This window comes from Flammeovirgaceae bacterium, assembly GCA_015180985.1.
GTDB lineage: Bacteria > Bacteroidota > Bacteroidia > Cytophagales > Cyclobacteriaceae > UBA2336.
In genome coordinates, this window is sequence record CP054185.1 from 1,170,630 (window position 1) to 1,191,809 (window position 21,180).

Consider the following 21,180-nt stretch of genomic DNA (forward strand, 5'->3'; position numbering starts at 1 on the left):
ATCAGCGGCTTAGTTTCTGTTGCCAGGCCCAGGCATGAACCAATGCATCTTCGGGTGTGAAGCGCGGCTTCCAGTTCATCATCCGGTTTATTTTTTCGGGGTTGGCGTACACTTTCTCCACATCGCCCGGCCTGCGCGGCCCGATGCGGAACGGAAGTTTGGCCCCGGTTTTACGAATGAATGCGTTAACCAATTGAAGCACGGATACCCCGATGCCGGTACCCACATTGAATGCTTCGTATAAGGCAGCGGTTTTTGTTGCCTGGAGCCAGGCCAGTGCCTTTACGTGGGCTGCGGCCAGATCAACCACGTGAATGAAATCGCGGATGCACGAACCATCGGGTGTGTTGTAGTCGTTGCCAAAAACAATCAGTTTATCGCGCAAGCCGGCAGCGGTTTGTGTAATGTAGGGCACCAGGTTGTTGGGTGTGCCGATGGGCATTTCGCCAATGAGGGCCGAAGGATGAGCGCCAATGGGGTTGAAGTAACGAAGTGAGATGATGCGAAAGCCGGTTTTATAAACATCTTCCAGAATCTGTTCGCAGATTTGCTTGGTTAGCCCATAGGGTGATTCGGCTTTTTTAAAAGGCGCCTGTTCGTCCACCGGTATCCTGTCGGGCTGGCCGTACACGGTACAGGATGAGGAGAAGATAAAATCTTTTACATGCTGTTCGCGCATCACCTGCAACACGGTAATCAGTGAACCGATGTTGTTTTCGTGGTATTCAAGCGGCTTTTGTACCGACTCGCCCACGGCCTTTAGAGCGGCAAAGTGCATCACACCGGCAATGCTTTCTTTACGAAACAGGTCGGTGAGAAACGTTTTATCGCGGCAATCGCCTTTATAAAAGTTTACTTGTTTACCGGTAATTTTTTCAATCCCGTTAATCAGGGTCATGTCGCTGTTAAACAGATTGTCGATTATTGCAACCTCATAGCCTGCATTTATCAGTTCAACAACGGTATGAGCCCCGATGTATCCGGCCCCGCCTGTAACCAGTATTTTTTTTGAACCGCTCATGTCAGAGTCGTTCTGTAACTGCAGCCTTGTCTAAAAATCCTTTTACATCGTACACCACCGCACCCTGGGTTTTTATGTCGTTCAGGTTAAGCGATTTGAAATCGCTGTGACTTACCGTAAGTACAATGGCGTGGTATTTTTTTGTTGGCGCTGGAATTAACTCAAAGCCGTATTCGTGTTTAACTTCTGCAGCATCGGCCTGCGGGTCGTACACATCAACGTGGGTTCCAAAACTCTTCAGTTCATTGATTACATCCACCACTTTGCTGTTTCGGATGTCCGGACAGTTTTCTTTAAATGTTATGCCCAGTACCAGGATGTTGCTGCCGTGAATCGGGAGTTTGTTTTGAGCCATCAGTTTAATTACGGTGTTGGCCACGTGTGCACCCATATTGTCGTTGATGCGCCTGCCGGCATTGATTACTTCCGGGTGGTAGCCCAGGCTTTCGGCTTTGTGGGTAAGGTAGTAGGGGTCAACGCCAATGCAATGGCCACCCACCAGGCCGGGTTTAAAGTTGAGGAAGTTCCACTTGGTGCCGGCTGCTTCCAGCACTTCGTGGGTATCAATGCCCATTTTTTCAAAAATCAGGGCCAGTTCGTTGACAAACGCGATGTTAATATCGCGCTGGGCATTTTCAATCACCTTGGCGGCTTCCGCTACTTTAATTGATGAGGCTTTGTGTGTACCGGCTTTAATAATCTTGCGGTAGAGCTGATCAACCTTTTCTGCCACTTCGGGGGTACTGCCGCTGGTGATCTTTTTTATAGTTGTAACACGGTGCTGCTTGTCGCCCGGGTTAATCCGCTCGGGCGAGTAGCCACAATAAAAGTCGATGTTATACTTAAGCCCGCTTTCTTTTTCCAGAACAGGCACACAATCTTCTTCGGTGCAGCCCGGATACACGGTTGATTCGTAGATGACAATATCGCCTTTCTTCAATACGCTGCCTACTGTTTTGCTGGCGCTGATGAGCGGCCGCAGGTCGGGTTTTTTGTATTCATCTACCGGGGTGGGTACGGTTACGATAAAATAGTTTACCGGCTTCAGATCATCAATGGAATGACTGTAGGTAAGTCGCGAGGCTTCCTTTAGTTCGTGGGGCTCTACTTCGCGGGTGCGGTCGTGGCCGGAGGTTAATTCGTCAATTCGCTCTTTATTGATATCAAAACCCACCACGTCCATTACTTTGCCGAACTCTACCGCCAGGGGCAAACCCACATAACCCAAACCTATAATTCCGATTTTCTCCATGTTCACGTAACGTTATAATACTCTTTATACCAGGTTACAAATTTTTCAATACCCGCTTCGATGGTGGTGTTTGGCTTAAAGCCGGCATCGCGCATCAGGTCGTTCACATCGGCAAAGGTTTCGGGCACATCACCATCCTGAATAGGTAAAAAGTTTTTAACGGCTTTGCGTTGCAATTTTTGTTCGAGCACCTCAATAAAATGCATCAGCTCTACCGGCTTGTTGTTGCCGATGTTGTACAGCCGGTACGGAGCGAAGCTGGAGGAAGGATCAGGGTGCTTGCCTGTCCACGATGTATCAGGTGTTGGGATTCGCGGCATCAACCGCACCATCCCTTCAACAATGTCGTCAATATAGGTGAAGTCGCGCTTCATTTTGCCGTTGTTATATACATCAATCGGCTTGCCTTCCACAATGGCTTTGGTAAAGATAAACAAGGCCATATCAGGCCGGCCGTAGGGGCCGTAAACCGTAAAAAACCGAAGACCTGTTGTTGGCAACTTATAAAGTGCTGAGTAGGTATGCGCCATCAGTTCGTTCGCTTTTTTTGAAGCAGCATACAGCGATATGGGATGGTCAACATTATCGTGAACCGAGAAAGGCATTTTGGTATTGGCTCCGTACACCGAACTGGAGGAGGCGTAGAGGAGGTGTTCAATTTGTGTATGTCGGCAGGCCTCCAGGATGTTGAGAAACCCGTGCATATTGCTTTCGAGGTAAGCATACGGGTTAATGAGCGAGTAGCGTACACCGGCCTGGGCAGCCAGGTTTACCACGTAGTTAAAACGGTTTTCAGCAAAAAGCCTGTCAATGTTTTTCTTGTCGCACAGGTCAATGGCTTCGAAGCGAAACCCGGGAAGTGTTAAAAGGATGTCCAGACGGGATTGCTTGAGTTGCGCATCGTAGTACGTGTTCATGTTGTCGATGCCGGTTACGGCATACCCATCGTTTACCAGGCGTTTGCACAGGTGGAACCCGATGAAGCCCGCAGCCCCGGTAACCAGAATTGTTTTTTCAGAAGCCATGTGCCTTTTAAAAAGGAGTGCAAAGCTAACAATTTATGGGCTGGAACCGCTATTTTGGGCTTAAATTGGCATATAGGCCAACCTCCGGCATGAAGAATATCATCACCCTGTTGCGCAAAGAATTTATTCTTGAACTGAGGCGTAAATCGGTTGTGGCCGGACTGGGCCTTTACCTGTTCAGCCTGATTTTTATCTGTTACCTCACCTTTAGTTTGCGGCAACAAGCCATTAATGAAAACACCTGGGCTGCGTTGTTCTGGCTGGTCATTCTTTTTTCGGTGGTCAACAGCGTAGCCAAAAGTTTTATAGGCGAGCGCAAGGGTGTTTTTATTTACCTGTACTCGGTGGCCAGTGCGCAACAGATTATCTTATCGAAGATGATATACAACAGCCTGCTGGCCTTCTTGCTGTCGGTTACCGGGTATCTTCTTTTTGCGGTGTTCATTCATAATCCGGTAACCGATCAACTGCTTTTTGTTGTACTGTTGTTACTTGCATCAACCGGTTTTTCTGTTTCGCTCAGTCTTATTTCGGGCATTGCATCAAAAGCCAACAACAGCAACGTGCTGATGGCCGTTTTAAGTTTTCCGGTGGTTATCTCCATTTTATTAATGGCTGTTCGAACTACCGGCAATGTGCTGAACGGAATGGAGCGTGCGGCAAGCTATGATGAGTTGCTGAATTTGCTGGCAATAAATTGTATTGCCGGTGCGTTGGCGTACATCCTGTTCCCGTATATTTGGCGGAGTTGACCTCACCCCTCCCGGTAGAAGGGAGTAGAAAAAAGTTCCGGTTTAATGAAAACATGGCTTAAAATAACTGCGATTGTTTTGCTCGGTTACGTTCACACAGCCGGCTTACTGATGGACGTACCGCGGCTGAATATTTTGAATGAAACCATTCGGGCACTGTACTTTCATGTGCCCATGTGGTTTGGCATGGTGTTGTTGTATATCGGTTCGGTTTATTACGGCATACGGTACCTTCGCAATCCTGTTCATGAGTTCGACATCAAATCCGAAGCCTTTGCGCATGTGGGCACTGCGTTTGGCGTGCTCGGTATGATTACCGGCATGCTGTGGGCCAACTACACGTGGGGTTCGCCCTGGCATGGCGACCCGAAGCAGAACGGTGCGGCCATCGCCCTGCTGGTGTACCTCGCTTATTTTGTACTGCGCGGCTCGCTTGACAACCCCGAACAACGCGCGCGGCTGAGCGCAGTGTACAACATCTTTGCGTTTGCCGCGATGATTCCTCTGATTTTTATTATTCCCCGGCTTACCAGCAGCATGCACCCGGGCAGCGGGGGCAATCCGGGCTTTAATGCGTACGACCTCGACAGCCGGATGCGTTGGGTTTTTTACCCCGCTGTAGCGGGATGGTTTTTGGTGGGGTTGTGGATTACTTCCATTCGTGTGCGACTACGCTGTATTGCCGAAGAGGTGAGTAATTGAGGTGGTTTCGAATTTTATTAATTTGCAGTTTGTTTTCAAGCCATGAGTAATTCAATAACCATAAAAATAAAGGAGAACGGTAAATTTGCCAGGCTGATAACATTATTGAAAGAGCTTGATTATATCGAAATTAAGCCGGTAAATAAGATGGAGAGAAGATCTAGAAATAAAGCAGAGTCTATCAATGCTGATTTTTTTTCGATTGCAGGGTTATGGCACAACCGTAAAATATCCGCCACGGAAATCCGTAAGCGAGCATGGCCGGCAAGGTGATTCTTTGTGATACGAACATTATTATTGAGTTGCTTAAGGGTAATTCGGTAATCACGAATGAGTTAAAAAAAATTGGTCAGGCCCGTATCGCAGTAAGTTCGGTAACGGTAGCCGAGTTGATGTTTTGGGCGTTAAACCAGAGCGAACTTAAAAAGATAATGCGGGCAATACATGCAATCCAGACGTTCCATGTGGATGAAGAGATATCTGTGAAGTCGCTGGACTTAATTATGGCATACGGACTTAGCCATAAGTTGGATGTGCCCGATTCATTGATTGCGGCAACTGCACTGATGAAGGGATGTAGATTATTTACATTGAATGTTAAAGATTTTCGTTTTATCAAATCGTTAAACCTGTATTCATCGTCTTAATGCTAACTACCATGAGGTTGTTCCGAGTATTTTTTTTGATCATTTTATTAATTCGTGTAGGTACGGGCTATGCCCTTTCTCAATCAGAAGTTGAAATGGCCGACACGATGCGTGCGGAAGGGAAAATTTATGTCATTGTAGGAATTATTCTGATTGTGCTGGCCGGTTTGTTTGTGTACCTGTTTATGTTGGACAGGAAGGTAAGCAAACTGGAGGATAAAGTTAAATAATGTAAAGAGAGGGCTACCTCAGCAAGTGCACCCATCCTTTAGCTGTTCCCATCTTTCCGTTTTTGCCCTCATAGCGCAGAAGCCAGTAATAAACACCCGCAGGGGCGTCACCTCCATCCCACCCGGTTTCCACATCGCGGGTGTAAAATATGCGCTGACCCCACCGGTTAATGATGGTTAAATCGGCATCGAGCATGTGGTTAAACAGGATAGGTTTAAACACGGGGTTGTAATCGTCACCGTTGGGCGTAAACACATTGGGCATGTCAATAACGGGGTCTTCAAACCGGAAGTAGGACGCGATGAAGTTGGGCAGTCCGAGCTTGTTTTTACGCCCCCCAAGCGAAACCCCTTTACTGATGAAATTGCAGGCTGTGCCTTCGCGGCCGGGGTTGTTGATTACAGCCAGGTAATCCGATTCATTGGTAATGTCATTGCAGCGCGAAATGTAAATACGTCCATCCGGGCCCAGTTGCATGGCGTTGAGCGAGCCAACGAATTCCCCAACTTTCGTTAGGTTTTTCGAACGAATTGAATATTGCCAAACTTCACTCGGATCTTCTGCGATATTAACACCACAACCAGAAGCGCCCCAGAAACCATAAGAGTAATAAAGTAACTTATTGTTTGTAGAGAACTCAAGGCCATAAAGCCTTCCGATACGATTACTGGGAGTTAACGAAAAGGAATCAAATAAGGTTGTTATCCGGCCGGTTTGGTTGTCAAAAAAAAAACTTCTACCCTTCGTGAATCTGTTAATACAAGAGCCAGTAATGAACCATCAGACGAGATTTTCATTTGTCCCGCAGCATTGAAGTTTTCGTTTATTCCGGGTGCCGGACCTCCACCCTGATGGATGGACCCGATACAACTTACCACCGGAGGGAATTCAATACCGGCTGCTGTAACGAGATAGGAGCGAAAGCAATTACTCTCCCATTCATGAAATACTACCCAGATATCGGTACCATTTACATGGTGTACTGCTGCTACCTTTTCTGTTGTTTTCTTAAAGAGTAATGTATTTTTTTCGATAACCGCACCCAGTCCATTATTATTTGCCAGATTAACAATTGAATAATGACAACCAACCGAATCAGTGCCGGCAAAAGTATTGTATTGGGGCGAGTTTGTAAAGATATAAAAAATGGAATCATTTCCGGGTTGCGGCACAATCAGGGTTTGTGTGGTGGAGGGGTGGCCCCATAAGTTAGTACCGTTTTGCATGGGTTGATGTGAACGGTTGTAAACTGAAACCCCGTCCGTGTAGAAAAGTAAGTTGCCCTCATCGGAGGATATCGTTGCTGAACTTTCACCATCAATAGAATTTAATTGACCATTCAGTAGGGCTAATGGAGGAGCCATTCTAAAATCAAGTCCGGCAAACTCACCAAAATACCAGATGGAAGTTGGATTTTGCGAAAAGGTGGTAAGAGTAATGCAAGAAACAGCTACAGCAATTAAAAACTTCATGGAGTAAGAACTCAAAGGCATGTAAAAAATTGAGAGGGGTAGATACCCCCTCTCAAAATTAAGTTATTCAATAACGATCCGCTGCTCAATACGCTGGCCTGGTAGCTGCACTTTAAAGATGTACGTATCCTTCTTTAAATCACTCACATCAATTACCAATACATTCTTACGGGTAGAGCCTTTTTTAACAGTGGCCCCGTTTTTATCCACCAGGCTGTAGCTGTACTCAAAATCAACGGTTTCTTTATCTCCCGGCTCCAACACAAAATTAATTTCGTACTGCGTTGGATTAGGATAACCTACTGAATATTGTTGGCCTCTCCCGGCTCCTCCGGTACAGCCAATATAGACATTTTGATTGTATCGTTGAGTAACCCCGCAAATATTCACACCTTCCGTACTGATGGTGTACCAACCCGGGGTGGTAATTTGCGTAATTAACGAGATTTCCACTGTATTGTTGGAAGTAGAGGTGAAAAACACTCCATTAATATACCAATTATATGAGGAGGCATTAGAGCCCAGGGCTATTGCCTGAAGTGTTTCACAGGGTTCAATGGTTATTTGCATTGACGTTATTGGCTGCGGAATACCCACCCATATCGGCATGGATGCATTACCGGCACATTCACCTAACACAGAAGCCGAAACTGTAACACTACCGGAAACACCGGCTACAGCATTGGTGGTAAAAGTAGGTCCTGTGCCGGAGGAAGGATTAAGCAAGTTGCCGGGTGTTGTAGTCCATTGAACAACGGCATCGGGAGGTACATTTTGAGCGCTAAATACAAATGTGCCCTGATTACAAACAGTATTGGGCCCTGTAATTGACAGGGGGCCATCAGCGGTGTTATGTCCAATCAGGAATCCATCCAGCGTTGAGGCATTGAACACACTCGATTCGGCACAACTGTTAAAATCGCCTGAACCCTTAAAATTACCGGCAATTACAAGTTTGTTGTTAACAAGCCGGATGGCATTCATTTCATAATCGGGTGCATCAAGATTGAAGTCTACTCTTCGAACCCATTGACAACTGAGGTTCGATAATGCGTATTTGCCATAAAAAAAATTATGAAAACTGCCGTTTGAGGTTAAAGCTTTTTGGGAACCTCCCGGATTAAACTCAACATTTGTACCATTAAAGAAACCTGTTAAGTAAAGATTGCCTGAGCCATCCAACGTAAGGGCGTGACCCGCATCGGAATTGGTGCCGCCAATGGATTTAAGTATTTGCTGGGTACCTGAAGAATTGAACTTGGCAAGGAAAATATTTTGTCCGTTGGTGTTATAGGTGCCTGTTACATATACGTTGTTGGATCCATCTACCACTACCCGGTTGCCCCAATCTCCATTTTGGCCGCCAACCTGTTTCGTCCAGATATAATTACCACTGCTGTTATATTTGCACACATAAGCAGCCCCTGCTGAACTGTTCAACACGGGGGAGGTTGAGGAAGGATGAAAATCAGCCGAGCCGTTAAATGTGCCGGTTATATAAACATTGTTTGATCCATCCAGAAATAAATCCCGGCATTCGGTTGAGGCGGTGTTTCCGGGCCCCACATTTTTGGCCCATAAGTAGTTGCCGGAACTGTTGTACTTGGCATAGAATATAGATCCATTATTCGTGCTTAGGTTATTTACACCCGTTCCGGGATTGAAGTCAATATTTTGAGGGGTAGATGACCAGATGGTTCCTGCTATGTACACATTGCTTGAATTATCTATGGCTATGCCGTGTGAGCGTGTTGTTACAAAGTTAGTACCAATGGTCTTCACCCATTGAAAGACTCCACTATTGTTATACTTAGCAAAAAACAAACCATGCGAGACGGTAGGAAAAGCAGTACCAGCGCCCGGGTCAAAATCGAGTTGGGACGTGGTAGTACCGAAGTAACCGGTAATGTAAACATTGCCTGAATTATCAAGGGCAATGTCCCACCCAAAATCATCATCACCTCCGATCAAACCGTGCGCCCAAATCAGACTACCAGTGCTGGAAAACTTACCAAACCAGATATCGCTACCTACAGCAGGGCCGGCACTTGCGCCCGAACCGAAATTGATGGTTCCGGTAAATGCACCGACCAGATAGATGTTACCGTTAGCGTCTGAAGTCATACTTTTGATGTAGTCGCTGCCGGTGCCCGGGATTTGTTTTACCCAGTTTAAATTTTGCGAAAAAGCGAATGGAGATTTGGAAAAATAAAATACAATCGCTACTAGTAATGAAACGTAATGAAACGTAATGAATTTTTCATAAGCTTGAGGGTTTTGTTAATAATAGCCGAAGTTACTGAAAAGAAGAGCAAACTTTTTTGGCAGTTTTAGGGCAATTATTACGCGGTTCTTACATTGTAATTCCAGGCGTAGTAAATACTTGCCTGTTAATTTTCTTTAATTTTGAGCCTGACTTGAATCCATTCATGAAAAAATCGCACATCTTCATCATCGTTATTATTGCGGCAGCGGTGGCCATCATTTTATCAACGGCCGAAGATGCCAGCACCTATGTATCATTTTCGGAAGCGTATCAGATGGCCTCATCCGGAAACCGCAAGCCCATTCACGTGGTGGGCGAATTGAAGAAAGATGATTCGGGTAATGTGGTAGGCATTGAACCCGGTGAGGATAAAGTTTCTTTCTCGTTTATTATGGTTGATGATAATGGCAAAGAGCAGAAAGTATACTATAATCAGCCCATGCCGCAGGATTTTACCCGGTCCGAAAAAGTAGTGGTCATCGGCAGTTACATGGGCGATAATTTTTATGCGGAGAAAATCCTGCTTAAATGTCCTTCCAAATACCAGGAAAACACAGTTAATGTTTGAAAAATGTGTTGATGTGCTAATGTGTTAACGTGCCCGTGCGCTTAAGTATTACTTTTGTACATTAACACACGAGTACGTTAACACTTAAGATTATCCACGAATGCACTATTTAATCGGTAACCTCGGCCATTTTTTTGTCATCACCTCGTTTGTAGCGGCCATTGCCACGACATTCACATACTTTAAGGCAACAACAGCAACCGACTTAGAAAATATGAACGGCTGGCTGGTTAACGGGCGGGTTGGGTTTTACATTCATGCTTTTGCAGTGCTCGGCATTGTTATCAGTCTTTTCCTCATCATCTACAACCATTATTTTGAATATCATTACGCCTACAGCTATTCTGATAAAAAATTACCCGCGCACTACCTGTTCTCAACCTTTTGGAACGGCCAGGAAGGCAGCTTTCTGCTGTGGATGTTCTGGCATGCCGTGCTGGGCATTGTACTTATTCATACAAACAGGTTCTGGGAGGCTCCGGTGATGACAGTGTTTGCAGCTGTGCAGGCTTTTCTTGCTTCAATGATTCTGGGCGTTGTGCTGCCTGTTATTGATTTTAAGATTGGCAGTTCGCCTTTTATTCTGTTACGAGATGCGCTGCCCGATCCAATTTTTACGGTACAACCTGATTTTATTCCGGCCGATGGCCAGGGATTAAATCCGCTGCTCCAAAACTACTGGATGGTGATTCACCCGCCCACGTTGTTTCTGGGCTTTGCCGCTACGCTTGTTCCGTTTTCGTTTTGCCTGTCGGGCTTGTGGCTGAAGAAATACCGGGAGTGGGTGCGGCCTGCCTTGCCGTGGTCGTTGTTTGCCGGTGCCGTACTGGGCCTGGGTATTTTAATGGGCGGCTACTGGGCTTATGAAACGCTGAACTTTGGCGGGTACTGGAACTGGGACCCGGTAGAAAATGCGGTGTACGTTCCCTGGCTGGTGCTCATCGCTTCCATTCACACCATGATCACGTACAAGAACAGCGAAACCGCGTTGAAGGCTTCCATCATTCTGGTAATAAGTGTTTTCATTCTCATTTTATACTCCACCTTCCTTACCCGCAGCGGTGTACTGGGCGATGCTTCGGTACACTCGTTTACCGATTTGGGGTTATCGGGCCAGCTGCTTCTGTATATGTTTTTCTTTATGATAATAGCCGTAGTGTTTGCCGCTATTCGCTGGAAAGAAATACCCTCATCCGAAAAGGAATCCTCCGTGTACTCGCGCGAGTTCTGGATTTTCGTGGGAGCTTCGGTACTCTGCTTAATGGGTTTCCAGGTGTTGGTCCCCACGTCATTTCCTGTGCTGAATAAAGTGGTCGAATTTTTCGGGGGCACCTCCAACCTGGCGCCCCCGGCCGACCAGGTGGGATTTTATTCCCGGTTTCAATTGTGGTTTGCGGTGGCCATCGGGTTGCTATCGGCCATCGGCCAGTTTTTCTGGTGGAAAAAAATTGATCGGGATAAGCTGTTAAAAGAACTCTACAGCCCGGCCATCCTGTCGCTTGTGCTGGTGGCGGTTATCATAACGGCCGGCAAGGTGTATAAACCCACGTACATTTTACTTACGCTGGCGGGTGTATTTACGGTGGTGGCCAATTTAAAAATACTCTGGTCGGTAATGAAAAACAGCCCGGCACTTTCGGGCGGAGCGGTGGCCCATATTGGTGTGGGCTTGATGCTGATCGGCATTATGTTTTCATCCGGTTATTCAACCGTTGTTTCGCTCAACAATACAGGCATGCTCATTTCGCGCCAGCTTAGCGAGGAGTTTAACCGTGAAAACCTGCTGCTGTTTGTAAACGAACCGCGCGAGATGTTTGGGTATGAGATTGAATACAAAGGCGAACGGGTTGAAGCGCGCAGCAAGTCCGGCTATATCAGCAAGCGCGACATTGAATACACGGCCGATCCGTACACGGTTATTGCCAGGCGCGACATTGTATTTAACGGTCGCAAACTTTATGCAAAGGGTGATCGGTTTGAGATTTATCCGGAGAACACGTTTTATGAAATTGAGTTTCGGAAGAACGGTGAAGTGAAGTTTGTTCAGTATCCGCGGGTGCAGGTTAATCCCCGGTTCGGCAACATGGCTTCACCGGATATTAACCGCACGGTTTCGCTGGATTTATACACGCATATTTCCGCACCCATGACCGAGGAGGCCAAGGAAGACTGGGTAGGCCGTGAAGAAGTTACCGTAAAGCGCAATGCCGATTTTTTTGCCAACGATTATGTGGCACGCATCGAAGAGCTTTCGCGGGTTACCGAAATTGGCGGCACCCCGCTCGATTCAACATTTGTAGCCGTGCGGGCGCGCATCCGGGTACAAGCCGAAAATGCTGACTATACTGCGGAGCCTGTTTTAATTTTGAGTACCACCATGCAGGGCGGACTGATCCCTGAAGAGATACCGGAACTTGGGCTAAAGTTTACCCTCCTGAATGTTCATCCGCGAACCGATGAACTTACCCTGCGTATAGAAAACCGCCAGAAAGATTGGGTGGTTATTAAAGCACTTGAAAAACCGTTTGTTAACGTGCTTTGGATTGGCACCGGCCTGTTGATGATGGGCTTTGGTATAGCCATGGTGCGCAGGTTCCGCGAGTTCAGCAAGATGAAAGAGAAAGGTCAGGAGTAATACCGGTTAGATCCCTTTTTTTGATAGTCCGGAAATTTACCACTCAATGTAAAGTTTTATCCCGTCAGAGCCCTTCGCAAGCTCAGGGCACCACGGTGAGGCCGCTTTATGAGCGGGCAAAGCATCTGCTGATATAAACAAATTTATATTGTTACATCGGTGATGGCCATATGTAGTAATAAGATTGCGGATTATCAGGTTCCTTTAAAATAAAAAAGGGACATATGCCCCTTTTTATTTACCAGGTTAGAGGTCATCTCAAAAATAAACTTAACCACAAAGGCCACTAAGTACACACAAAGGATACGGAGAAACACAATATACTGACCTCTTTCTTTGTGACCTTTGTGCTTTCTCTGTGCTACTTTGTGGTTATCCTGATTTTTGAGATGGCTTCTAGTATCTCGCGTGACTTCGTCCGTAAGCCAGGTAAATCAGTACACCGATAACCAGCCAGATACCGCAGATAATAAACGTGAGTTGATTCAGAAAGGACATTACTGCTCCGCAGCAGATAACACCCAGTATCGGAACCACCGGGAACAACGGAGTTTTAAAAGGCCGGGGGATTTCAGGCCTTTTGTAGCGGAGTATCAGGATGCCAAGGCAAACGATGATAAAGGCCAGCAGCGTACCGATTGAAACCAGTTCGCCCAACACACTGATAGGCAGCAATCCGGAGGCTACCAAAGCCACGGTACCCGTAACCAGTGTTGATACATGCGGGGTGCCATATTCAGAGTGGACTTTTGAAAACGGGGTAAAGAACAACCCATCATTAGCCATGGAGTAAAAGATGCGGGTCTGGCCCATCAGCATCACCAGGATTACAGAGGTTAAGCCGGCAATGGCTCCGATTTTAATGAATGGGCTAAGCCATTGCAAACCGCTTCCGGCTTTGTCGATGGCAACGGCAATGGGTGCTGCGGTGTTCAGTTCGGTATAAGGAGCAATGCCCGTCATAACCAGCGAAACCAGAATGTACACAATTGTGCAAATAAACAGCGATCCTAATATTCCCCACGGCATATCTTTTTGCGGATTCTTTGCTTCCTGGGCAGCCGTTGACACGGCATCGAAGCCGATGTAGGCAAAAAAGATAACAGCCGATGCACGCAAAATGCCACTGACTCCATATTGTCCGAATGTTCCGGTGTTCTCCGGAATAAACGGCACCCAGTTGTCGGCCACAATATATTGCCAGCCGAATATGATGAACAGGAATATTACGGTTAGCTTAATCAAAACAACCAGGTTGTTAAAGGTTGCCGACTCCTTTATTCCCCGGAACAGCAACATCGTTACCACCGTTACGATAAAGGCAGCCGGCAGATTGAATACAGCCCCTGTTGCAATAAGATTATGATCCTCATCAAACGTATAGGGTGCATTGGCCAGTTCCGGTGGGATGTGAATGCCCACGGAGTCCAGAAAGTTGACCACATATCCTGACCAGCCCACTGCCACGGTTGAACCGGCAAAGAGGTATTCAAGCACCAGGGCCCAGCCGATAATCCAGGCCACACCCCGGCCCATGGTAGCGTAGGCATAGGTGTAGGCGCTTCCGGCAATGGGTATCATCGCAGCAAACTCAGCATAACATAATCCGGCAAAGGCACAGGCCAGCGCAGAAACGATAAAGGATAGTGCTACTGCCGGGCCGGCATACTGTGCGGCTGCCTGGCCGGTAAGTACAAATATACCCGCACCAATTACGGCACCAATGCCAAGTGCAATGAGGTTAACTTTTCCGAGTGTGCGCTTTAATCCGTGTGATGATTCGCCCGCGGCCTCTTTCATCAGAACATCCATGGGCTTTTTGGTAAACAAGCTGTTGGCCATCAGAATTTCTTTTAGGTTTCAGGATTGGTAATAAACCTAAAAGTAGTAAGATTCCTGAATTTGCCCGATGGATCGTAACCCTGCAGGCAGAAACTTATTTAAGCGGCCGGAGGCTGATTTTCGGAGGAGTTGTTCAAAACCGGTTGTTGGTTTTCGGCAGCCGCGGCATCGGCCGGGTCTTTGGCAATTTCGTTGTGTTTGAAGAACCGCTTTTGCATAATCAGGATGGTGACTACGCCAATAAAAATGGAAGAGTCGGCAATGTTGAACACCGGGCTGAAAAATAAAAAGTGCTGCCCACCCACAAACGGCACCCATTCGGGCCAGAAGAATTCGAACAGCGGGAAGAACAGCATATCAATAACCTGCCCGTGAAACCACGGAGTGGGCGCATCGGCAGGCGCATTGTTCAGCAATACGCCAAAAAAGGTGCTGTCAATAACGTTGCCCACGGCACCACCCAGTATCAGGCCCATGCACCACAAAAAGCCGGGGTGGGCGTTGCGTTCGGCCATCTTCCATAGGTAATAGCCGATACCAAACATGGCGCCTATGCGGAAGATAGTCAGGGCCAGTTTACCAAATTCATTTTCCCAACGGATGCCGAAGGCCATGCCGGGGTTGAGCAGGTAATGCAGCCGGAACCAGTCGCCAATAACGTTGATCTCTTCATGTAATTCCATGTTGTTAAACACCAGCATTTTGGATGTCTGATCGATGACAATCACAACAAAGGCCAGCAGAAAATATTTTTGTGCTTTCATTACCTGATGAGGCTGATTTTTATATTGAGTTTAAATTCGTCCAAGTCCACTTCTGCCGCATCCGGTATGCTGTCTTTTAATTCTAACCGGATGGCCTGGGTTTCGGTGCGGATGTAATCACTGTATTGTGTTAATGCCGAGGCAACCGTTTCACCGTTCCGCTCTACTTCAATGGCTATTTTATCCAGTACGGCAAAGCCCAAGTCTTTGCGCAGGTTTTGTACGCGGTTTACAAAGTCGCGCGCAAGGCCTTCGCGCTTCAATTCGTCAGTAAGGGTAATGTCAAGGGCTACCGTCAGGTCGTTATCGGTGGCAACCGACCACCCCGGAATATCTTCGGAAGAGATGAGCACATCGTCAAGCGCCAGGTTGAACCCATCTTTCACCAGAGCACCTTGTTTTTCGATTTGCTGAATATCAGCCTGGGTAAAGGAATTGATCACTGCCGAAACCTCTTTCATCCTGGAGCCATACTGCTTGCCCAGTTTGGCAAAGTTGGGCTTCACCTTTTTTGTAATCAGGCCGGAAGTATCATCAATGTACTCGATGTGCTTGATGTTCACCTCGGCTTTAATAATTTCTTCCACGCTGCGGATGCGGTCGGCAAAACGCGGGTCAAGCACGGGTAAGAGAATTTTTTGCAGCGGGGTACGCACTTTTATCTTGCTGTTCTTGCGCAGCGAATGCACCAGGCTGCAGATGCGCTGGGCATAATCCATGGAGCGTTCGAGGTCCTGATCCCTGAAGCGTAAGTCGGGTTTAACCAAATCAGTAAGGTGAACTGACTCATGCTGTAACGGAGTTTTGTTAGCCTTCGCTTTATCGCGGATATTATCCGACAGGTTTTTATACAACCACTCAGCGAAAAATGGCGCAATTGGCGACATGAGTTGCGCAGTAACCAACAGGCATTGGTACAGGGTTTCGTAAGCCGCTTTTTTGTCTTCAGGCAACTCACCGCGCAGGTTGGGCTGCCAGAAGCGCTTGCGGTTTAACCGCACGTACCAGTTCGACAGATGATCGTTTACAAACTCCTGGATGGCGCGGGCTGCGCGGGTAGGTTCATAGTCGGTATACGCTTCGGTAACTTCGGCAATCAGCGACTGCAGTTTTGAGATGATCCACTTATCGAGATGCGTTAGTTTTTCGAACGACACATTGTTCATTTCATCTTTCACAAAGCCATCAATGTTGGCATACAGTGCAAAGAATGAATAGGTGTTGAGCAGGGTACCAAAGAATCTGCGTTGTACTTCTACAATACCGTTCAGATCGAATTTCAGGTTTTCCCAGGGCGGGGCATTCTCAACCATGTACCAGCGCACCAGGTCGGGCCCGAATTGGTTGAGCGTATCGAACGGGTTAATAACGTTGCCCAGCCGTTTCGACATTTTGTTGCCGTCTTTATCGAGCAACAGGCCGGTGGAGATAACGTTTTTGAAGGCGATGCTGTCGTACAGCAACACAGCAATAGCATGGAGGGTAAAGAACCACCCGCGGGTCTGGTCAACGCCTTCGGAAATAAAATCGGCCGGGTAGGCGCCTTTCCAGCCGTCATTGAACGGCATCGGGTCACCTTTCTTCAGCAGTTCATGGTTTAATCCCCACTGGGCATAGGGCATGGCGCCTGAATCGAACCACACGTCAATCAGGTCGGGCTCGCGGTACATGGGCTGGCCGGAGGGGCTGACTAATACAATTTCATCAACGTAAGGGCGATGCAGGTCAGGTTGCGAGTTACGTGTTGCGTGTTCCGGGTATTTGACTCCTGCTCTCTTTGCTTTTTCAATTTCTTCCTGAAGTTCCGCCAGCGAACCGATACACGTTTCTTCTTTACCATCTTTTGTACGCCAGATGGGCAGCGGGGTGCCCCAGTAGCGTGAACGCGACAAATTCCAATCGACCAGGTTTTCAAGCCAGTTGCCGAAGCGCCCGGTGCCGGTTGATTCGGGTTTCCAGTTGATGGTTTTGTTCAGTTCGGCCATGCGATCTTTCAGCGCAGTGGTTTTGATGAACCACGAGTCGAGCGGATAGTACAGCACGGGTTTGTCGGTACGCCAGCAGTGCGGGTAGGTGTGCTCGTACTTTTCTACTTTAAAAGCTTTGTTCTCTTCTTTCAGGATGATGGAGATGATCACATCGGTTGATTTATAATCCGGGTGGCTCTCATCTTCATCGGTATAGTTTTTTACATAGAAGTCGTTTTCGGTAAGGGGTTTATGGGTTTTGATTTTATACCGCTCAACACCCTCTTTCAGTTTGGTGCCGATTTCTTTTACAAATTTCCCTTTTCTGTCAACCGTAGGCACCTCATTACCTGTTTCATCCTTCACCGTAAGCGGAGGAATACCGTATTGTTTGGCTACCCGGAAGTCATCAGCACCAAAAGTAGGTGAAGTGTGTACCACACCGGTACCGTCTTCGGTGGTTACAAAATCACCGGCTACAACCTGAAAGGCCTTGTCGGCATCGTACAACGGCTGGATGTACGGCATGAGTTGTTCGTACGAAATACCGACTACTTGTTTACCGGCAAACGCCTGAGCAACCTTCCACGGAATAACCTTGTCGCCCGGTTTGTAGGTTTGCAGATCAAGGTCTTTTCCTTTTTCTGAAAAGTATTTTTGGACTAAATCCCTGGCCAGCACAACACTTATTGGCTGGTGGGTGTATGCGTTAAATGTATCAATCTGTACGTATTGAATTTTTTCACCAACGGCCAAGGCTGTGTTTGAAGGAAGTGTCCAGGGTGTTGTAGTCCAGGCCAAAACATACACCCCCCTCTGTCCCCCTTCAAGGGGGGGTGTTACCGGGGTGAATAAAAACTCCGATTTAGCATCCCGCTTTACTTTAAACTGCGCGACCACCGAAATGTCCTTTACGTTTTTGTAAGTGCCGGGCAAATTCAGTTCGTGCGAGCTTAATCCGGTGCCGGCTGCGGGCGAGAAGGGCTGGATGGTGTACCCTTTATACAACAGGCCCTTGTCATAAAACTGTTTGAGAATCCACCAAAGTGTTTCAATGTAGTTTGAGTCGTAGGTGATGTAGGGATCGTCCAGGTCAACCCAGTAGCCCATCTTCATAGTCAGGTCATCCCACTGATCTTTATACATCATCACCGTTTCTTTGCACTTGCGGTTGTAGTCTTCAATGGAGATTTTCTTGCCGATGTCGTCTTTGGTAATGCCCAGTTGTTTTTCAACCTGCAGTTCAACGGGCAGGCCGTGGGTATCCCACCCGCCTTTGCGTTTTACCTGGTAGCCCTGCAGCGTTTTAAACCGGCAGAAGATGTCTTTAATGGTACGCGCCATGACGTGGTGAATGCCGGGCGTACCGTTGGCTGAAGGGGGGCCTTCGTAAAACGTAAAAGTGGGGGCGCCTTCGCGGTTTGCTACTGATTGCTCAAATATTTTTTCGGATTTCCAGAAATTCAGGATATCGGAAGCCAGTTGGGCGTAGTTCAGGTCTGCAGGTTCCTTATAGGTTTTTGCCATTGTTAAAATGCCGCTACTACCGGTTGATTTTCAATAAAATAAGGCAGCAAAGATAATGACGAAATCCGAATGGCGATGCGGGCCGCTATTCGGCAGCCGGGTGGCGGTTATGGATTTTTATTTTGCTCAGGTCAATGGATTCGTCTTCCTCTTCGGTATAGAAATTGGCATCCACATCGTCAATCAGCAGGTGTTCACCGGTTTTGGGTTTCGATTTATCGAACGTTAAGATCAGCACCGGAAGCAATATCAGGTTGGTTAACATGGAGATAAGCAGGGTAGTGGATGTAAGCAGCCCCAACGCGATTGTTCCGCCAAAGGAAGAGAAAGCAAAGATGATAAAACCGGCAAATAGAACTACCGATGTATAAACCATACTCTTACCAATTTCCAGGATGGTATTGCTTACAGCTACCGGAATAAAGAATTTCCGGGCATGTAACTCCTGGCGGTACTTGGCCAGGAAGTGGATGGAATAGTCAACCGAGATGCCGAATGTGATGCTGAAGATTAGCACCGTGCTGGGCTTTAGCGGGATGTTGAAGTACCCCATCAGCCCCGCGGTAATCATCATGGGAATGATATTGGGGATGAGTGCGATGAAAATCATGCGGAGGTTGGCAAAGAGAAACCCCATGGTGATGGCAATAAGGGCGAAGGCAAGTAACAAACTACCTTTGAGGTTGGTAATCAGAAACGAATTGCCTTTGATGAAGAGCGGAGTGGTGCCGGTTACTTTAACGGAAATGCCGGTACCGGTAAAGATGCTGTCAATTTCCGGCTTAATTACGCGGTTGATAAGCGAATCCATTTTATCCGATCCGATATCAGCCACCTGCAGCGAAATACGCATAACCTGCAGCGAGGAGTCAACAAACGAATTGAACAACCCGCTGTTGTCGCTCTGGCCTTTCAGGTAGGGCAGGATAAAATTCCGCTCGCGGTTGTCGGGCAAAGAATACCGTGCGGGATTGTTGTTGTAAAAAGCCTGCTTGGCCGCTTTAACAAAACTCACTATGGATACCGGTTTGGAAAGCGCTGGCTGTGCTTCCAGAAATTTTTCAAATTCATCAATCTTTTGCAGGTTTTTTACATCAATAACGCCCCTGCGTTTACCGGTGTCCACCACCATTTCCAGCGGCATTACTCCGCTGAAGTTTTCTTCAAAAAAGAGGAGGTCCTTTTTAACCACGCTTTCTTCGGGCAGGTCATCCACCATGTACGATACGCTGTGAATGCGCATCATGCCCACCCCGGCAAAGAATACAATCACTACCGTGGAGATTGAAATCCCAAGTCGCTGCCGGTGTACCTGCACGTCAATAAAGTTGAGGGCCTTATCCAGCACCTTCAGGTCAAGGTGCTTAAGGTGTTTTTCGGATGGCGGGGGCATCCACGAAAAGAAACCCGGAATCAGAATCAAACTCACCACAAAGGTTGCCATCACGTTAATGCCGGCCACGATACCAAACTCGCGCAGCACGGTTATGTCGGCCGTAAGCAACACCAGAAAACCGATGGCGGTAGTCAGGTTGGTGAGGAAGGTGGCCATGCCGATTTTACGGATAACCCGGCTGATGGCGAGTAATTTATTGCCATGTGCAGCATATTCGGCATGGTACTTATTGGTAAGGTAAATGGCGTTGGGGATGCCGATAACCACAATAATAGGCGGCAGCATACCGCTAAGCAGGGTAATTTTGAATCCGAGCAGTTCAATGCTTCCTAATACCCACACTACCACGATACCAATAACCACCAGCGGAAATATCATGGCGCGGACCGACCGGAAGAAGAGCAGCAGGATGATGCCTGTAACAACAACCGAAAGTGCCAGAAAGAGTTTCAGTTCATTGTTTACCTGCTGGGCAATTACCGAGCGTACAAACGGCAGGCCGGCATAGTGCAACTGTATTCCTGTAGCGCGTGTAAATTGTTCGCCCTTTTCTACAATTTCGTTGGTAAGGCCTATTCGCTTATCGGAGTTTAAGGTTTCTTTCTTAACCGATATAAGTACGGCAATGGCTCCGTTGGTTTCGTTTACAATCTGGCCGATATAAAATCTTTGCTTTTCAGCTTCTTTCAGCAAACTATCCAGTTCGTGCTGGCTGGTGATTTTACGCTGAAAGATGTCTTGAAGAACAAATTGTTTGCGGGCCGTGTCTTTCACCATCATTTTAATCTGCGGCAACGAAATCACTTCGTTCACACCGTCAATCCATTTTACGGCAACACAAAATTCGCGGAGCTTCTCGAACTTCCTGTACTCAAAAATGCTGCTGTCTTTAAGGCCTACGGCTATAATGTTGCCGTCTTCCCCAAACTGCTTTCTAAATTCGTTGAAATAAATCTGCTCCGGGTCGTGGGCGGGCACCGTTCCCCTGAAATCATAACTAAGTTCGGCTTTGCGGGCATGAAATGCCATGAATACAGTAATAACCAGAATGATCAGGCTAAGCGGAAGCTTGTATTTAATGATAAAATGGGCAATGACAGTCCACATGGGTAG

Annotated in this window: 17 protein-coding genes; 7 read left to right on the top strand and 10 right to left on the bottom strand. The window is 47.2% G+C overall.

Going from position 1 to position 21,180, the window contains the following annotated elements; all coding sequences use genetic code 11:
* Position 1: 1 nt before the first annotated feature.
* Genes galE through HRU69_05595 form a run of 3 tightly spaced genes read right to left on the bottom strand, consistent with a single transcriptional unit; the run spans position 2 to position 3,298 of the window.
* A complete protein-coding gene (gene galE, locus HRU69_05585) occupies positions 2-1,021 on the bottom strand; it encodes a UDP-glucose 4-epimerase GalE (protein QOI96994.1) in 1,020 nt (339 codons plus the stop codon).
* Position 1,022: 1 nt separating this feature from the next.
* Positions 1,023-2,273 carry a nucleotide sugar dehydrogenase gene (locus HRU69_05590; protein QOI96995.1) on the bottom strand — a complete coding sequence of 417 codons (1,251 nt, stop codon included), beginning with the start codon at positions 2,271-2,273 and terminating at the stop codon, positions 1,023-1,025.
* Between the two features lie 2 nt (positions 2,274-2,275).
* On the bottom strand, positions 2,276-3,298 hold the full coding sequence (locus HRU69_05595; GenBank protein ID QOI96996.1) for an NAD-dependent epimerase: 1,023 nt from the start codon (positions 3,296-3,298) through the stop codon (positions 2,276-2,278).
* A gap of 89 nt (positions 3,299-3,387) precedes the next feature.
* Between HRU69_05595 and HRU69_05600 the strand changes: the two genes are divergently transcribed.
* The 5 genes from HRU69_05600 to HRU69_05620 are packed head-to-tail and all read left to right on the top strand — an operon-like array spanning position 3,388 to position 5,629.
* Positions 3,388-4,050: a heme exporter protein CcmB gene (locus HRU69_05600; GenBank protein QOI96997.1), complete on the top strand. Its 663-nt coding sequence runs from the start codon at positions 3,388-3,390 to the stop codon at positions 4,048-4,050.
* Positions 4,051-4,095: 45 nt separating this feature from the next.
* Positions 4,096-4,752, top strand: coding sequence for a cytochrome c biogenesis protein CcsA (ccsA, locus tag HRU69_05605; GenBank protein QOI96998.1), 657 nt, complete (start codon positions 4,096-4,098; stop codon positions 4,750-4,752).
* Between the two features lie 42 nt (positions 4,753-4,794).
* Positions 4,795-5,025, top strand: a complete 231-nt coding sequence (locus HRU69_05610) for a hypothetical protein (GenBank protein QOI96999.1) — start codon at positions 4,795-4,797, stop codon at positions 5,023-5,025.
* A complete protein-coding gene (locus HRU69_05615; protein QOI98838.1) occupies positions 5,022-5,399 on the top strand; it encodes a type II toxin-antitoxin system VapC family toxin in 378 nt (125 codons plus the stop codon). Before HRU69_05610 ends, HRU69_05615 begins: the two co-directional genes overlap by 4 nt.
* Before the next feature lie 11 nt (positions 5,400-5,410).
* On the top strand, positions 5,411-5,629 hold the full coding sequence (locus HRU69_05620; GenBank protein QOI97000.1) for a CcmD family protein: 219 nt from the start codon (positions 5,411-5,413) through the stop codon (positions 5,627-5,629).
* A 13-nt stretch (positions 5,630-5,642) separates the two neighbouring features.
* On the opposite strand, the gene HRU69_05625 is transcribed toward HRU69_05620, so the two are convergent.
* From HRU69_05625 to HRU69_05635, 3 genes are all read right to left on the bottom strand, one after another.
* On the bottom strand, positions 5,643-6,107 hold the full coding sequence (locus HRU69_05625; protein QOI97001.1) for a gliding motility-associated C-terminal domain-containing protein: 465 nt from the start codon (positions 6,105-6,107) through the stop codon (positions 5,643-5,645).
* A gap of 224 nt (positions 6,108-6,331) precedes the next feature.
* A complete protein-coding gene (locus HRU69_05630; GenBank protein ID QOI97002.1) occupies positions 6,332-7,102 on the bottom strand; it encodes a hypothetical protein in 771 nt (256 codons plus the stop codon).
* A 63-nt stretch (positions 7,103-7,165) separates the two neighbouring features.
* Positions 7,166-9,226: an SBBP repeat-containing protein gene (locus HRU69_05635; GenBank protein ID QOI97003.1), complete on the bottom strand. Its 2,061-nt coding sequence runs from the start codon at positions 9,224-9,226 to the stop codon at positions 7,166-7,168.
* A gap of 305 nt (positions 9,227-9,531) precedes the next feature.
* Between HRU69_05635 and HRU69_05640 the strand changes: the two genes are divergently transcribed.
* Positions 9,532-9,936, top strand: coding sequence for a cytochrome c maturation protein CcmE (locus tag HRU69_05640; GenBank protein QOI97004.1), 405 nt, complete (start codon positions 9,532-9,534; stop codon positions 9,934-9,936).
* Positions 9,937-10,036: 100 nt separating this feature from the next.
* A complete protein-coding gene (gene ccsA / locus HRU69_05645) occupies positions 10,037-12,571 on the top strand; it encodes a cytochrome c biogenesis protein CcsA (GenBank protein ID QOI97005.1) in 2,535 nt (844 codons plus the stop codon).
* 396 nt (positions 12,572-12,967) lie between these two features.
* On the opposite strand, the gene HRU69_05650 is transcribed toward ccsA (HRU69_05645), so the two are convergent.
* The 4 genes from HRU69_05650 to HRU69_05665 all read right to left on the bottom strand — a co-directional run bounded on the left by HRU69_05650 (position 12,968) and on the right by HRU69_05665 (position 21,174).
* Positions 12,968-14,413, bottom strand: a complete 1,446-nt coding sequence (locus HRU69_05650) for an amino acid permease (GenBank protein QOI97006.1) — start codon at positions 14,411-14,413, stop codon at positions 12,968-12,970.
* Between the two features lie 98 nt (positions 14,414-14,511).
* Positions 14,512-15,177 carry a lipoprotein signal peptidase gene (locus HRU69_05655; GenBank protein QOI97007.1) on the bottom strand — a complete coding sequence of 222 codons (666 nt, stop codon included), beginning with the start codon at positions 15,175-15,177 and terminating at the stop codon, positions 14,512-14,514.
* On the bottom strand, positions 15,177-18,671 hold the full coding sequence (locus tag HRU69_05660; protein QOI97008.1) for an isoleucine--tRNA ligase: 3,495 nt from the start codon (positions 18,669-18,671) through the stop codon (positions 15,177-15,179). Before HRU69_05660 ends, HRU69_05655 begins: the two co-directional genes overlap by 1 nt.
* An 85-nt stretch (positions 18,672-18,756) precedes the next feature.
* Entirely contained in the window at positions 18,757-21,174 is a 2,418-nt protein-coding gene (locus HRU69_05665) for an MMPL family transporter (protein QOI97009.1), read from the bottom strand.
* Positions 21,175-21,180: the final 6 nt, after the last annotated feature.